The following is a 14,929-nucleotide window of genomic DNA, read 5'->3' on the forward strand; positions in this document are numbered from 1 at the left end:
TTCCGTGAGCAACAAACGCTATGCCTGCATCGGCCTGAGCAACCCGAAATCGCCGTCCAACGTGGGGGCGATCATGCGTGCCGCAGGCTGCTATGGCGCCGTTTCGGTGTTCTACACCGGCACCCGCTACGACCGCGCCAAGGACTTCGTCACTGACACCAAGAAGGTCCATCAGGACATTCCGCTGATCAACATCGACGACCTGCGCAAGATTCTCCCGCTCGGCTGCGTGCCGGTTGCGGTGGAGCTGGTCGAAGGCGCCCGCTCGCTCCCCGAGTACACGCACCCGGACCGCGCGCTGTACATCTTCGGTGCCGAGGACGGCTCGCTGAGCAAGGAGATTCGCGACTGGTGCGAGGATGTGGTGTACATCCCCACCAATGGCTGCATGAACCTCGCCGCGACGGTCAACGTGGTGCTCTACGACCGCCTGGCCAAGGGCAACAACACCCGCTCCGGGCCGCAGTTCTGACCGAACGATGGATGCGCTACACGCCGCACGTGGACAACGCTTCGCTTGTTCGCTGAAGATGGCGGCGATCGACCCAGCGTCGCCGGCCACGTTTGAATCCGGCGATTTCCGCATCCTCGACTTCAAGAGCACAGCATGAAAGCACTTCCGATTCTGGGCGCTGCCCTCGCACTCTTGGTCCCCTCGGCCTATGCCGAGGAACTGCAGGTCACCCTTGACGGCCTGCAGCACGACAAGGGTCAGGTGGCCGTGGCGGTTTATTCCAGCGCGAAAACCTTCCGCAAGGACGACCAGGCGTTCGCCGCGCAGAAGGCCAAGGCCGAGCAAGGCGCCGTGACCCTGGTGTTCAAGGACCTGCCGCCCGGACGCTACGCGGTGCTGGCCTACCATGACGAGAACGGCAACGGCGAGATGGATCGCCGCTTCGGCATGATCCCCACGGAAGGCTATGGGCTGTCGAACAATCCCAAGGTGATGGGCCCGCCGTCCTTCGAGGACAGCGCATTCGAGGTGCCCGCCGGCGAACCGACCCGGGTCACGCTGGAGATGCGTTACTAACGAAACAACTCGGGAAACCGCGTGGAAAAGGCTTCGCCGTTTTCCACCATACCGACGCCGCATCCATGTCCGCGGCTGAACTCAGCGGCAGTTGCCGGCACAGCCGCCGCGGGCACATGCCGGCGCTTCCGGATTCTTCAATACGCGGCTGTTGACCACCCCGGCAGCCGTCATCAGTTTGGTCACCGGCGCGTCGTCCGGAATGTTCGAATCTTCGGCCAGCGCGCCGGCCGCGCGCAGTTCGCCCCAGGTTTTCGGCCGTAGCGCCATGGCATGGCGAACTTCATAAACCTGACCGTTGGCATCGCAGCGGTAGTCGTAGGTCGGCATCTGTCTTCCTCTCTCAGTCTGATCCTTGTCATGCGGCGCCGTCAGACGGACCCTGCGGCGGCGCGGGCGATTGCACGAACAGATTTGCGCCACGCCATCCCCTGCCTCTAACCGAGCCTGCCCAGTTCAGGAGCCGGGTTCAACCCAGCAATGTCATACGACAACATTGATATATTACCCAATCATTATCTATCTGTTTTAAGGAGAATTATTCGAAAGACCCCTTCTATCCGTTCGCTTTTCATCCCGCCTCCTTGAAAGTCATCGTACCTCTACTATCATGGATTTCGCTTGCCTCCATCCATGAAGGTCTTCCGATGAACGAACAAGAACAACAACGATCAAGCGATTCCCGCCGCCAGTTCCTGAAACAGTCGCTCGCCTACTCAACCCTGTTTGCCGCCGGCCTCACCCTGCCCCGCCTTTCGCAGTCAGCCGAGCTGCTGAGCAGGCGCTATCCCGACCCCTCGGTGGAAGTGCTGGACGAGAGCTTTCTGCAATTGCGCCTGTTCAACGCCAGCGTCGAGAAACTGGCCGATGGTCTGCGCTGGGCCGAGGGTCCGGTCTGGGTCGGTGACGGCCGTTATCTGCTGTTGAGCGATATCCCAAACAACCGAATCATGCGCTGGGACGAGATTTCTGAGTCGCTCAGCGTTTACCGGGAACAGTCGAATTTCTCCAACGGGCTGACGCGTGATCGCGAAGGCCGTCTGGTGGTTTGCGAGGGCTCGACCACCCATGAGCTGGGGCGTCGCGTCACGCGCACCGAGCACAATGGCAGCACCACGGTGCTGGCCGACAATTACCAGGGCAAGCGCTTCAACTCACCGAATGATGTGGTGGTCAAGCGCGACGGTTCTATCTGGTTCAGCGATCCGCCGTTTCAGGCCGGCAACTACTACGAAGGGCACAAGATCGAGACCGAGCTGCCGGATGCCGTGTACCGCATAGACGGCGAGACACTGGAGGTCACGCGCGTGATCGAGGGCATCGCCGGGCCCAACGGCCTGTGTTTCTCGCCGGACGAAACGACGCTTTATGTGGTGGAGGGGCGCGCCAAGCCGAACCGGCTGGTCTGGGCCTACAAGGTGAACGCCGACGGCACGCTGGGCGAGCGCAGCAAACATATCGAGGCCACCGCCCATGGTGCGCTGGATGGCATCAAATGCGACGAGGGCGGCAACCTGTGGTGCGGCTGGGGAAGCTCCGGCTCACCAGAGGCGAGCCCGGAAGGTCTGGACGGGGTGCGGGTGTTCAACCCCGCCGGCAAGGCGATCGGCCATATCCACCTGCCGGAGCGCTGCGCGAACCTGTGCTTCGGCGGTACGCAGGGCAATCGCCTGTTCATGGCCAGCAGTCACGGCATCTATGCGCTGTATGTGAACGCCAGAGGCGCCACCTTCGCCTAGCGGCAACCGCGCCCGCGTCGTCTCAGGTGGGTGACGCCCTGTCGCCTACCCGCGCCGCTGCACCGCGTGGCTGGCGCGGCGAGATGCGCCTACTTGCCCATCACCAGCGCGAAGCCCACCACGATGCCGGCCAGGGCGATCAGCCAACCGATGCGGTGGGCACGGTTCTTTTCGGCCTGGCGGACGGGGTCTACGGGCTTTTTCTTTCTCACGATTCACCTGCTTCTGGACGCTGCTGCCGGTTGGCGCCTGCGCCTCCGGGCGCAGCGTGCCTTTTTAGGCCGGGCGGCTCGAATTGTCCAGCGATGCAACCTTTGCATGACGTCCCGCCGGCGCTGGCGTCTATCCGAGCGGGCTCTGATCGGCTTCCGGCTGGTCGTTCGAATCGGCGCCTGAATCGCTTTCGCCGGAGTCCGGCACATCGCCGTACTCGTCGTAATCCGGTGGGGTCAGGCCGTCCTTGAGCGGGTCGTCTGAATCGATCATGGCAGTGCTCCTCTGGCAATGGCTTGGGTGACATTGCCTTGGAACCCGAGGGCAGACCGGGCGTTTCGTCAGCGCCGTACAACTCGATGTGCGGTGCGCAAGCGGGCCGAGACGCGCGGCGAATCTAGGGCCGCCGCGCTCCGGTCAGGGTCTCGATGATGCGGCACTCGCGGACCGAGGACTCGCTGCAACCCGCCAGGCGCTGCAGCTCCGCTTCGAGCCGCTGCAGGTCGGCGATGCGCTGGCGCACTTCGACCAGGTGCGTCTGCACCAGGCGATCGACATCGGTGCAGGCATGCTCCGGCTGGTCGGCCAGCTCGACCATGGTGCGGATCTCGTCGAGGGAAAAGCCCAGCTCCCGCCCACGCTTGATGAAACGCAGCCGCGCGGCGTTCTGCTCGCTGAAGGTGCGATAGCCGGATTCGGTGCGCGAAGGTGCCGCAAGCAGCCCGATGCGCTCGTAATAGCGGATGGTTTCCACGTTCACGGCCGTGGCCTTGCTGAGTTTGCCGATGGTGAGTGGCATCGCTTGACCCTGTAGTTGCTACAGGGTTTAGCGTAGCGCCATCGACAACTGGAGGCGATGTCATGGCGGGAAATTGTTGCAGCGGCGGCTGCGCCACCACGGCGGCACGCGGACGCTATCGGCGCATTCTCTGGATTGCGCTGCTGATCAATCTGGCAATGTTCGGTGTGGAAATCGGCGCGGGCGTGCGTTCCGAATCGGTATCGTTGCTGGCCGACTCGCTGGATTTCTTCGGCGATGCGGCGAACTACGGTGTCAGCCTGTTCGTGCTGGGCCTGGGCGTGGTGATGCGGGCGCGGGCGTCGCTGGCCAAGGCGCTGACGATGGGCCTGTTCGGCGTGTTCATCCTGGTGGTGGCGATTGGCAATTTCGTCGATGGCAGCGTGCCGCATGCCTCGACCATGGGCGTCGTCGGCGTGATCGCGCTGCTGGCCAATATCGCGGTGGCCGCCATGCTCTACGCCTACCGCGAAGGCGACAGCAACATGCGCAGCGTGTGGCTATGCAGCCGCAACGATGCGCTGGGCAATCTTGCCGTCATGCTGGCAGCGCTCGGCGTATTCGGCACAGGTGCCGGCTGGCCCGACCTGATCGTGGCGACGATCATGGCATTGCTCTCGATCAGCGCGGCGGTGCAGATCACCCGCCATGCTCTGGAAGAGTTGCGATCCGAACGGATGGCGGTCAGCGATGTGGAGCGACGCGCCTGATCCCGCGGGGCACGCGCGACTAAGCCTCGCCACGAGGGCGAGCGCGCTCGGCAAGGAACGCCACCGGTGCCGTGCCATCGGCATTCAACTGGTAGATCTCACGCGGCCTGCCCTGCTCGTCGAGCACCAGCAGGCCGATACCCGAGCCGTTCCATAGCCGTTCGCCGGCGTTGCTGCGGTCAGGCACGCGCGGCACGACTTCCAGCCGGCGGCGCTTGGTCAGCCAGTTCAGTGGCGACCAGGGCGCGTAGAGCCAGCGGTTGAGGCGATCGAACCAGTCCAGCAGGCGCCGCGGAAACTCGTTCTTCACGCCGCTGCTGGTGATCTGCCACAGCTGGGGCGCTGTATCGCGACCGCGAATGTGCACTTCGTAGACGAAGGAGTAATGCACGTCGCCGGACAGCACCACATAGTTTCCCGGCGTTCGCGTGTGGCGAAAGATGTTCATCATCACGTGGGCGGCGCCGCGATGGGCCATCCAGTTCTCCGCATCGACCAGCAACGGCTGGCCGGCCCAGCTGAACACGCGCTGCACCGCCTCGATCAGCTTGACGCCGAACATCGGTGCCGGCGAGACGATCAGCACCGACGGCTTATCGAGAATGTTCTGCTGGAATTCGCTCAGCGCTTCCCAATCCATCAGGCCTGACGGGCGACTGAGGTTGCGCTCGCTGCGCCAGCGCCGGGTGCGCGTGTCGAGCACCACCAGCGGCGGATCGGTGGGCAGCTCGTAGCCCCAGCCGTCGAGTTTGAACAGCGTGTCGATCAGCTGATCCTGCGTCGCGCAATCCAGCCAGCCATCGCTCGCAGTCGCCAGCAGCTCATGGAGCGGCGGCAGCAACTCGGCGAAACGCGTAGGATCGTTGCCCCAGGCCTGACACAGCAGATAGGCGAGCAGCGCGTTGCCAATGATGCGCCGCGACAGCGGATGGCCGTAGGCAGTCTCTTCCCAGCGCGCGGAGAGATTCCAGTCGTCGGTGATGTCGTGGTCGTCGAAGATCATCAGCGAAGGCATATGAGCCAGGGCGCGTGCCACCTTCGGCAGTCCCGCGATAAAGCCTTGCAGGCAGGCCTCTTCACTCCGGTAACGCTCGGCCTCGGCTGGCTCCAGCGCGGGCATCTGCGGGGCGATCAGCGACCAGGGCGTCGGCGACCAGACGAGCAGGTACATCGCCATGACCTCGCCCAGGCTGATCAGATGGTTCTGCCCGTTGGCGGTGGTGAACACCGGCTTTTCCACGCCACCGAAGAAGCGCTCGCGCAACGCCTCGTTGGACTTGAATGCGGGCAACAGCTGCTCGCGACGGTAATAGCTGGCCGGATGGGTCATCAGCTCATCGCTATTGTTCACCACCGCGCCTTCGAGCTGTTCGCCATAAAGTCCCAGCCGGCGCACCAATGCATGGATCGCCACCAGCATCGGCCCCGCGACATCATCGGCATAGACCTGATCACCCGTCATCAACAGCACGGCCGGGCGCTCGGCCGGACTGTCCAGCGCGTCACTCAGCAGTTCGTCGACACACAGCAGACCATCTGCCGCAGCATGGTGCGGCTTGCGGCAGGAACCATGCAGCACACGATCGAGCCGCGACTTGATGACGAAGCTCGGCCGCGTCGCGCCGTCGTAGAGCAGATGCGGCGCCCAGCCGGCGATACCCTGCTCCCCTGCACCATCGTGGATGCGCAGGTCGTATTCGATCAGGCAATCGGTTGGCAGCGGTGCGTCCGGCACGAACTCGATTAGATGCAATACCGCGTGCTTGCCGATCGGCAGGCGCTGGCAGCTCAGCTCATCGAGCGACACAGATTTTTGCAATCCGCCCGCCGGGCTTTCGAGAATCAGCGACAGATCGAGCGGCCGTGAGCCGACCAGCCAGAACGTCACAAGGCCAGGCTCGAGACGCCGCAATAGCGGGCCCGCCAGCACGGCGGGCAGTTGCTCGGGGGTAGGGATATCGGTCAAGGGCAACCCTGGTGATGGGAACAGGTTCGTCTGACAGCGCGCTCGGCCGGATCGCTCAACAATCGAGCCGAAAGCGGCTTGGCGGTGGTCGCTGAACGACTGCTCAAGGCGCGCCGAACATCGCCGTCCAGTAGATGGCCGCGTCGCTCTGCGGATCGACCGCGTAGGCCGCGCCAAGCTCGCTGAACTGCGGATTCATCAGATTGGCGCAATGACCGGGGCTGGCCAGCCAGCCGTCCAGCACCTTGCGGGCAGTCGGCAGCGCCGCGGCAATGTTCTCGCCAACCTGCCTGCCGGCGTAACCCGCCAGCTCGGCGCGGTCGCCGGGGGTGCGGCCATCTTCGCTCAGATGGCTGAAGAAGTTGCCGTTGGCCATGGCCCGGCTGTGGGCTTCGGCGGTGCTGCCCAGCGTCTCGTTCCAGCTGAGCGGCCCGGCTGCGGCGAAGTCCTGCTTACCGCAACGGCGCGCGGAGGCGCGGGCCGTGTTGATCTGCTCCAGCAGCTTCTGCCCTTCGGCCTGCCAGTCACCCAGACGACCATCGAGCAACGGCCGCGCCACCACGATGCGCCAGTCACGGCCGTTGCGGCTCACACCGATATCGGCGAACTGCGGATCGAGGATCACCCGACAGAAGCTCTCGCGCAGCGCCTGCATCGCGGCCTGGGCATCCCGCGGGCCGGACAGCGTGATCGCCTGCACCGTCACCATCGGATAGCCCGCGCGGGACAGTGCCTGCTGCAGGTCGCCTGCGCCATCGACCGGCAGATTCAGGCGCGAGTCGGCGGTAAGCGGCGGCAGCTCTTCGCTCGCCTTGTCGCCACAGCGCTGCACTTCACCACGGTAGGCATTGATCGCCTCGACCAGGCGGGCCTCCTCGGCCACAGCAGCGCCAGCAACGCACAAGGTTGCGATCAGCAGGACGGATGACAGAACACGCATGACAGTTCTCCAGCTAAATCCCTGACGGAACGAGGCGCACCCGGCGCAGAAATGAAGCGCCATGGTGCGCGACGCTGCCACACTTGTCATCACCGGGCAGGCACAACGCCACTGGCTGTGCGCATTGCGCCGGCTTGGCTATGATCGAAAGCCATGAATAGCCTGCCGCCTCTCCGCCCATCCTGCCCGCCCGGCACCTGTACCTGCCGGCGCGACGAGCTGCTGGAAACAGCCGGCGCCGACGTGCGCATTCTCATGCTGACCCGTCACGAGGAACGCCGCCTGCTCGAGCGCCTGGAAAACGTGCAGAGCCTGGACGATCTCGAGCGCGTGCAGCAACGCATGCTCGACCAACTCGGCATCCGCATGACCGTCGCCCCCGGCCACAACGAGGTGCGCAGCATGCGTGGCATCGCCATCGAGTTCGCCGAACAGCCCGGCCTCTGCCGCAAGACCCGCCCCGCCATCGCCGCCGCCGTACGCCGCGGGCTGGAGAAACAGCCGGAAATCGCCTGGCGCCTGCTCGACGCGCACGATCTGCTGGGTGGGCTTTGACAGCAGCGCCACGACGCCAGCCTGACTCGATGGGTGATCGTGCCAGGCACCGGTGTAGCAACGCCTACCAAACGCTCGAGTGACCTTGAGTAGCAGCGGGCCGTTTGTCCCCGCACACCACGGTTGGCCCGGCGGCCAGTCCCAAACCGGCCGCAAGCCATTACAATGCGCGCCTTTCGATTCAAATCCGGTCCGCGCCATGTCCCTGCCCAAGCACCATCTCGAACTGCTCGCCCCCGCCCGGGATGCCAGCATTGCCCGTGAAGCCATCCTGCATGGCGCCGATGCGGTGTATATCGGCGGCCCGAGCTTCGGTGCGCGGCACAACGCCGAGAACAGCGTGGCGGACATTGCCGAGCTGGTGAAATTCGCCCACCTGTTTCATGCGCGGGTGTTCGTCACCATCAACACCATCCTGCACGACGACGAGCTGGAAACCGCGCGCACGCTGATCCACCAGCTGTACGAGATCGGCGTCGATGCGTTGATTGTGCAAGACATGGGCATCATGGAGCTGGATATTCCGCCCATCGAGATTCATGCCAGCACCCAGACCGACATCCGCACACTGGAACGGGCCAAGTTCCTCGACAAGGCCGGCTTCTCGCAGCTGGTTCTCGCCCGCGAGCTGAACCTGCAGGAAATCCGCACGATTTACGATGAAGTGGATTCGACCCTGGAGTTCTTCATCCATGGCGCGCTGTGCGTCGCCTTTTCCGGCCAGTGCAATATCAGCCACGCGCAGACCGGGCGCAGCGCCAACCGCGGCGACTGCTCCCAGGCCTGCCGCCTGCCCTACACGCTGAAGGACGATCAGGGCCGCGTGGTGGCCTTCGAAAAGCATCTGCTGTCGATGAAGGACAACAACCAGAGCGCCAACCTTAGCGCCCTGGTCGACGCCGGCGTGCGTTCGTTCAAGATTGAGGGGCGCTACAAGGATGTGAGCTACGTGAAGAACATCACCGCTTACTACCGTCAGCGCCTGGACGGCATCCTCGCCGAACGCCCTGACCTGGCCCGCGCCTCCAGCGGCCGCACCGATCACTTCTTCGTGCCGGACCCGGACAAGACCTTCCACCGCGGCAGCACCGACTACTTCGTCACCGACCGCAAGATCGACATCGGCGCCTTCGATTCGCCGACCTTCACCGGCCTCGCCGTCGGCGAAGTACTCAAGGTCGGCAAGCATGATCTGACCGTGCAGACCCGCGAGCCGCTGTCCAACGGTGACGGCCTCAACGTGCTGATCAAGCGCGAGGTGGTGGGTTTCCGCGCCAGCGTGGTCGAGCCGCTGAAGCAGTTCGAGGAAGATGGTCAGTCGCGCTACGAGTACCGCGTCGAACCCAACGAAATGCCCGCCGCGATGCGCCAGGTGCGCCCGAACCATCCACTCAATCGCAACCTGGACCACAACTGGCAGAACGCGCTGCTCAAGACCTCCGCCGAACGCCGCATCGGCGTACGTTGGCTGGCAAAATTGCGCGCCGATGAGCTGGAGCTGCACGTCACCAGCGAGGAAGGCGCCTATGCTACGGCCACCCTGCCCGGCCCCTTCGGCGAAGCTAAAAAGCCCGAGCAGGTGCCCGGCCAGATCGCCGATCTGCTGAGCCAGCTGGGCACCACCATCTACCACGCCGAAGAAGTCGAAGTGTATGCACCGCAGGCCTTCTTCATCCCCAACTCGCAACTCAAGGCGCTGCGCCGCGAAGCCATCGAGGCGCTGGGCGAAGCGCGCGAAGCCATCCGTCCGCACGGCGGGCGCAAGCCGGTCAGCGTGCCGCCGCCGGTCTACCCGGAGTCGCACCTGTCGTTCCTCGCCAACGTCTACAACGAGAAGGCCCGCGCCTTCTATCACCGCTACGGTGTGCAGCTGATCGACGCGGCCTACGAGGCCCACGAGGAAACCGGCGAGGTGCCGGTGATGATCACCAAGCACTGCCTGCGCTTCTCCTTCAACCTCTGCCCGAAGCAGGCCAAGGGCGTCACCGGGGTGCGCACCAAGGTCGCGCCGATGCAGCTGGTCCACGGCGATGAAGTGCTGACCCTGACCTTCGACTGCAAGCCCTGCGAGATGCACGTGGTGGGCAAGATGAAGGGGCATATCCTCGACCTGCCGCTGCCGGGCAGCGGCAGCAGCGTGGTCGGACACATCACGCCGGACGATCTGATGAAGACCATCCGCAACAAGCCGCACGCCTGACGTCCATACATCCCGAGAGGCGCTGCCGTGACTGTACTTGCGACATGGGCAGAGATCCGCTCGCTCTATCGACAATGCCAACCCGGCGTGTTCACGGCGAGCTTCACGCATGGCGGGCTGCGCATGGTCTGGCCTTCCTGGGCGCTGACGATCGCTGTCGGCATATTGCTGGTTGGGACCTTGCTCAATAGCCAGTCACCTTTGCAGGGGTTGGCTGCCATGGCCGGCGCACTGCTTGCTCTGTTTGGCATGCTGCTGGCCCGGGAGCGCTATTGCGCGTGGTACTACCGCGATATCTATGCCCGTGAAACGCTGAACCGCTACGGTTTTCTACGCCGCGAAGAACTGCTGCGCTACGCACTGTTCCGAAATACCCTTGTAGAGCGCGGGCTCAACGCAGCGGACATTCAGGAGTTGGCGCGCATCGCCGAGATCGCCGGCCCGCCACCGCAGGAACGCTGGGTCTCCCAGAATCTCGTCATCGTCATGCTGGTTTCGGCGATCGTCAGTCTGTCGACGGACGTCATCAAGCTGACCGATACCTGGATCGTTGGAAAAGGCATCGTATTCGTGCTGGCGTTAGCCACGGTTACATATGTGGTTCTAGCCCTGTTGGATGGCATCCGCAGCAACCAGCATCGTGACCGGGTAATCGGCCGCTGCCTGGAGCGTGCGGCATTGGATATCGCACGCACCCAGGCCGCCCACAGCACACCGCAGGCATCTTTCGAAAGCACCGCTACGCATGAATAGCCACAGCTTTCCGAGCTAACTCTGCGAAAGCCTGCTGATCCCACCGCAACAACCGAGCCCGGCAGCGGATCACACGTAGCCCAGCTACACCGCCGTGCCGCTGGCAGGCCTGGCCAAGCGATAGGTCGCAAAGCTGCACAGCAACAGACCGGCGACCGCGAGCAAGCCGGCGGCGACGCCAATCTCACGCAACCCCAGATGGCTGACAACGAGGCTGCCGAGCAAGGCGCCGCCGCCGATTCCGACGTTGTAGATGCCGGAGAACATGGCCATGGCAACGTCGGTCGCGTCCGAAGCCAGGTTCAGTACCTTCGATTGCACGGCCAGGCCGAAGCACATCCCGGCGATACCCCAGATCACCACCACCGCACCGAGCAGCGAACTCTCGCGCGAAGCCGGCAGCAACAGCAGCAGACAGATCGCCATGACCGCGATCGCCGCGATCAGAAAGCCCCTCGGATAGCGCGCACTGTATCGGCTGAACAGCAACGAACCGAGCAGACCGGCACCGCCGAAGAGCAACAGCAGGACGGTGGTCATGTCTCCGCTCAGGTGCGCGACGGTTTGCGCAAAGGGCTCGATGTAGGTGTAGGCGGTGAATTGCGCGGTGATGACCAACGCGGTCAGCACATAGGCGGTCAACAGCGCAGGGCGTTTGAACAGCACCGGCAGACTGCGTAACGAACCGGAATTCTGGCTCGGCAGCGATGGCAGCGTCCGCGCCAGGACGACCAGCACCAGCGCGGCGATCACGCCGATGGCCAGGAAGGTGGTGCGCCAGTCCAGCGCCTCGCCCACCACGCGCCCCAGCGGAATGCCCAGCACCATCGCCAGCGCACTGCCGGTCGCAAGCAGGCCCAAGGCTTGCGCCTGCTTGCCTGCGGGTGCGACACGCACCGCCAGCGATGCGGTGATCGACCAGAACACCGCGTGCGCCAGGGCGATGCCGATCCGGCTGAGCATCAGCATGCCGTAGCTAGACGCCACGCTCGAAACCAGATGGCTGCCGATGAACACCACAAAGACCAGGACGAGCAGCGTGCGGCGCTCGAAATTGCGCGTCAGCAGCATCATCGGCAGTGACATCAACGCAACCACCCAGGCGTAGATGGTCAGCATCAGCCCGACCTGGGATGGCGGCATGTCGAACGAGCGGCCAATGTCGCTGAGCAGCGCCACAGGGACGAACTCGGTGGTGTTGAAGATGAAGGCGGCCAGCGCCAGTGCGATCACGCTGAGCCAGCTCCCGGCCGGGGAGCTTTGCGATTCGTTCATGGAGAAGTGGGTCTGGTATCGATTCAGTCGAAGCAAAGCGCGACGAATGAGGGTGTAAGGGCGACGGTTCCTGCCCGAATGCCATGACGCACGCGGCCCGCGCGCGCGAAGCGAGCAGGAAGGCAGCGGGAGCGGATGGAGTGAGGGACGGGACAGTCGAAGCGGCGCGGATTCTACGCCCGCCATCCACTGATGTCAGGTCGCAAACGTGCGCCACGACGAGCGGCCGCAAAGGCGTCGCTGCTGTCGGTGGTTCGTCACTGCGCTCTGCCGCTGCCTGACTTCCGTTCGGCATCCTGGCGAAACTTTCCAGGCGAGCGCCAGCCGTACCTACAGAACCCATTTCAGGACTGGAGTACGTATGGCTTACCCGAAGATTCCCGCTCAGCAGCAGGACCGTCTGCCCGGTCGCGAAACCGAAATGCACCCGCAGGCCGAGTTCATCCGCGACAGCTACACGGGCAGTGGCAAGCTGGCCGGCAAGGTCGCGCTGATCAGTGGCGGCGACAGTGGCATCGGTCGCGCGGCAGCGGTGCACTTCGCCCGTGAAGGCGCGGACGTCGCGATCATGTATCTCAACGAACACGAGGACGCCGAAAACGCCAGGCGCATGGTGGAAACCGAAGGTAGGCGCTGCCTGTTGATCGCTGGTGATATCCGCGACAGCCGCCACTGCAACGATGCCGTCGAACAAACCGTGAAGGCCTTCGGTCGGCTGGACGTGCTGGTCAACAATGCCGGCCGCCAGGAGGTCCAGACCCGCCTTGAGGACATCACCGACGAGCAGTGGGAGAAGACCTTCGCCACCAACATCCACGGCTACTTCTATCTCACCCGTGCCGCCCTGCCCCATCTGCAGGCCGGTGCGTCGATCATCAACACCACCTCGATCAACTCCTTTATCGGGCACCCGCTGCTGGTCGACTACACCTCGACCAAGGGCGCGATCGATGGCTTTACCCGGGCACTGTCACAGCAGCTGATCGAGCGCGAGATCCGCGTCAACCAGATCGCGCCAGGCCCGATCTGGACGCCGCTGCAGCCACCGTCGCTCGGCAAGCACGACCCGCAGATGCTCGAAGACTTCGGCAGCCAGATGCCCATGGGCCGCTGCGGCCAGCCTTCCGAACTGGGTCCGGCTTATGTCTATCTGGCCTGCGAGGACTCGTCCTATGTCAGTGGCCAGACCATTCATATCAATGGCGGCAAGGTGGTCAACGGCTAGCCAGCGGCCGGAAGCCGCGCCGGGGTCGAGTCGGGGCCAGCCCTAAGCGAAGCATCGGGTAATGAGTCCAAACGGAACCATCGTGCGGCTTGCCGCGCCCAAGGATCAGTACCCATGCGTTGACCGCTATTGGTCCAGACGCCCGCCACCGCAGCCTCGCTGCATATGAAAGGTGAAGTCATGACCCAGATTCTAATTGCCGCTTTCGACCGCTATGCCGAAGCAGAGAAAGTGAAAGCCGAACTCGTGAGCGAAGGAGTGTCCAGCGACGACATCCAGATATCGGCATCCTTCAACAGCGACACCGTCGACAGCAGCCGTGTGGAAGTGGTCGGCGAAGAGCCGGGTGAAGACGCAACAGTGGCCGACAAGATCGGCAGTTTCTTTCACAAGGTCTTCGGCGACGGATCGAGCCAGCATGCCGGTCGTTACCCCGAAGCGGCCCGCCGCGGATCGACCATCGTCACCGTGACGCTGGAGGACGACAGCCGGGTTTCCGCAGTCGAGCGTGTCATGGAGCGCAACGGCGCCATCGATATCGACGAGCGCAGCGCCAAGTGGGGCGACGACGATGCCACCCCGGTTACCGCCAGCACCGAGACGCTGACCACCGGCTACCCGGACGCCACCTCGATCAGCGTCGACGAGCGCGAACTGGACGGCAGCTCGACACCGGATCGCGGAGCGGATTTCGGCTCGATTCCCGGCCGCGCGGAAAACGAAAAGGCTGCCCGGCGCGACAACACTGCGGGTCGCGTACGCATCATCCCGCGCTAGGGCGACCAGGCGGTTTCGTCTGCCACCAGCGCCTGCAGTACCAACGCATTGCTCACCGCAGCGCCGCTGGCGGTATTGTCGAAGATGCACCAGCACGGCACGCCGGACCGAGCAGAAGTCCGCAACTCGCCAGCCAGCCGCTCCAGCCATTCGGCCGAGTACGCAGAATGGTAGATGCGTGGCGACCCGTGCAGTCGGTAGTAGCGCATGCCCGACCAGCCGCCCGGCTTGTCTCCACCCGCAAGCGGCGAAGGGTCAGCCGCCACCCGTGCGATACGCCAGCGCTCGAGCAGCTCACCGGCGTCCAGCCAGCTCGCATGCCGCGGTTCGAGTACCAGTGCACCGTCGTAGCGTGCGCGCATGGCAGCGAAGAAGTCCTCCGCCGTTGAAGGATCGAAGGTCAGCGATGGCGGCAATTGCAGCAACAGGCAGCCGAGCTTTTCAGCCAGCTCGGTCGATTCGCCGAGAAAGCGCTCGAGCGCCTCGTCACACTCGCGCAAGCGCAGCTCATGGCTGATCTGCCTGGGCAGCTTCACGCAAAAGCGGAAGTCCTCCGGCACGCTCGCCGCCCACTTGCGATAGGTGGCCGGACGATGCGGTCGGTAGAACGAGCTGTTGCTCTCGACCACCGATAGCTCTCCGCTGTAGCGCTGCAGGTGCGTACCTTGCTCAGCGAATGCCGGCCACGCCTCGCGCGGCAAGCTCCAGCCGGCACAGCCGATACCAACCATCTTGCGCACTTCCATA

General features: G+C 64.1%; 17 protein-coding genes. 9 read left to right on the forward strand and 8 right to left on the reverse strand.

Going from position 1 to position 14,929, the window contains the following annotated elements; all coding sequences use genetic code 11:
• Positions 1-4 precede the first annotated feature (4 nt).
• Positions 5-472: an RNA methyltransferase gene (locus tag BM275_RS00455; RefSeq protein WP_090518952.1), complete on the forward strand. Its 468-nt coding sequence runs from the start codon at positions 5-7 to the stop codon at positions 470-472.
• A gap of 135 nt (positions 473-607) precedes the next feature.
• Positions 608-1,030 (forward strand): DUF2141 domain-containing protein, encoded by a 423-nt coding sequence (locus tag BM275_RS00460; RefSeq protein ID WP_090518953.1) that lies wholly within the window; start codon positions 608-610, stop codon positions 1,028-1,030.
• 81 nt (positions 1,031-1,111) lie between these two features.
• Here the strand turns inward: BM275_RS00460 and BM275_RS00465 are convergent, their stop codons facing one another.
• Complete coding sequence (locus tag BM275_RS00465; RefSeq protein WP_090518954.1) at positions 1,112-1,360, reverse strand: FmdB family zinc ribbon protein; 249 nt, start codon at positions 1,358-1,360, stop codon at positions 1,112-1,114.
• 317 nt (positions 1,361-1,677) lie between these two features.
• On the opposite strand from BM275_RS00465, the gene BM275_RS00470 reads away from it, so the two are divergent.
• Entirely contained in the window at positions 1,678-2,769 is a 1,092-nt protein-coding gene (locus BM275_RS00470) for an SMP-30/gluconolactonase/LRE family protein (protein ID WP_041013596.1), read from the forward strand.
• An 89-nt stretch (positions 2,770-2,858) separates the two neighbouring features.
• Here BM275_RS00470 and BM275_RS22515 read toward each other — a convergent pair whose 3' ends face one another.
• The 3 genes from BM275_RS22515 to BM275_RS00475 form a co-directional block, all read right to left on the reverse strand.
• Complete coding sequence (locus BM275_RS22515) at positions 2,859-2,981, reverse strand: hypothetical protein (RefSeq protein ID WP_003281475.1); 123 nt, start codon at positions 2,979-2,981, stop codon at positions 2,859-2,861.
• Between the two features lie 130 nt (positions 2,982-3,111).
• On the reverse strand, positions 3,112-3,255 hold the full coding sequence (locus tag BM275_RS22200; RefSeq protein ID WP_167362141.1) for a hypothetical protein: 144 nt from the start codon (positions 3,253-3,255) through the stop codon (positions 3,112-3,114).
• Between the two features lie 124 nt (positions 3,256-3,379).
• Positions 3,380-3,781, reverse strand: coding sequence for a MerR family transcriptional regulator (locus tag BM275_RS00475; RefSeq protein ID WP_090518955.1), 402 nt, complete (start codon positions 3,779-3,781; stop codon positions 3,380-3,382).
• A 62-nt stretch (positions 3,782-3,843) separates the two neighbouring features.
• Here BM275_RS00475 and BM275_RS00480 point away from each other — a divergent pair, with 62 nt between their 5' ends.
• On the forward strand, positions 3,844-4,491 hold the full coding sequence (locus BM275_RS00480; RefSeq protein WP_090518956.1) for a cation efflux transmembrane domain-containing protein: 648 nt from the start codon (positions 3,844-3,846) through the stop codon (positions 4,489-4,491).
• A gap of 19 nt (positions 4,492-4,510) precedes the next feature.
• Here BM275_RS00480 and BM275_RS00485 read toward each other — a convergent pair whose 3' ends face one another.
• Both BM275_RS00485 and BM275_RS00490 read right to left on the reverse strand, forming a co-directional pair.
• Positions 4,511-6,421 carry a metallophosphoesterase family protein gene (locus tag BM275_RS00485; RefSeq protein WP_090519498.1) on the reverse strand — a complete coding sequence of 637 codons (1,911 nt, stop codon included), beginning with the start codon at positions 6,419-6,421 and terminating at the stop codon, positions 4,511-4,513.
• Positions 6,422-6,560: 139 nt separating this feature from the next.
• Positions 6,561-7,397 (reverse strand): CAP domain-containing protein, encoded by an 837-nt coding sequence (locus tag BM275_RS00490; protein WP_046621769.1) that lies wholly within the window; start codon positions 7,395-7,397, stop codon positions 6,561-6,563.
• Between the two features lie 153 nt (positions 7,398-7,550).
• Between BM275_RS00490 and BM275_RS00495 the strand changes: the two genes are divergently transcribed.
• The 3 genes from BM275_RS00495 (at position 7,551) to BM275_RS00505 (ending at position 10,905) form a co-directional block, all read left to right on the forward strand.
• A complete protein-coding gene (locus BM275_RS00495; RefSeq protein WP_090518957.1) occupies positions 7,551-7,952 on the forward strand; it encodes a hypothetical protein in 402 nt (133 codons plus the stop codon).
• A gap of 199 nt (positions 7,953-8,151) precedes the next feature.
• Entirely contained in the window at positions 8,152-10,152 is a 2,001-nt protein-coding gene (locus BM275_RS00500; protein ID WP_090518958.1) for a peptidase U32 family protein, read from the forward strand.
• Between the two features lie 219 nt (positions 10,153-10,371).
• Positions 10,372-10,905, forward strand: a complete 534-nt coding sequence (locus tag BM275_RS00505) for a hypothetical protein (protein WP_244153828.1) — start codon at positions 10,372-10,374, stop codon at positions 10,903-10,905.
• A gap of 84 nt (positions 10,906-10,989) precedes the next feature.
• Here BM275_RS00505 and BM275_RS00510 read toward each other — a convergent pair whose 3' ends face one another.
• Entirely contained in the window at positions 10,990-12,180 is a 1,191-nt protein-coding gene (locus BM275_RS00510) for a sugar transporter (RefSeq protein ID WP_090518960.1), read from the reverse strand.
• Between the two features lie 361 nt (positions 12,181-12,541).
• Here BM275_RS00510 and BM275_RS00515 point away from each other — a divergent pair, with 361 nt between their 5' ends.
• Both BM275_RS00515 and BM275_RS00520 read left to right on the forward strand, forming a co-directional pair.
• Positions 12,542-13,405, forward strand: coding sequence for an SDR family oxidoreductase (locus BM275_RS00515; protein ID WP_046621776.1), 864 nt, complete (start codon positions 12,542-12,544; stop codon positions 13,403-13,405).
• A gap of 180 nt (positions 13,406-13,585) precedes the next feature.
• The gene (locus tag BM275_RS00520) at positions 13,586-14,182 is read left to right on the forward strand and encodes a hypothetical protein (RefSeq protein WP_041013588.1); all 597 of its coding nucleotides are present in this window, start codon (positions 13,586-13,588) and stop codon (positions 14,180-14,182) included.
• Here BM275_RS00520 and BM275_RS00525 read toward each other — a convergent pair.
• Entirely contained in the window at positions 14,179-14,928 is a 750-nt protein-coding gene (locus tag BM275_RS00525) for a DUF72 domain-containing protein (RefSeq protein ID WP_090518961.1), read from the reverse strand. The genes BM275_RS00520 and BM275_RS00525 overlap by 4 nt on opposite strands.
• Position 14,929: the final 1 nt, after the last annotated feature.

The sequence above is a fragment of the Stutzerimonas kunmingensis genome, from assembly GCF_900114065.1.
Classification (GTDB): domain Bacteria; phylum Pseudomonadota; class Gammaproteobacteria; order Pseudomonadales; family Pseudomonadaceae; genus Stutzerimonas; species Stutzerimonas kunmingensis.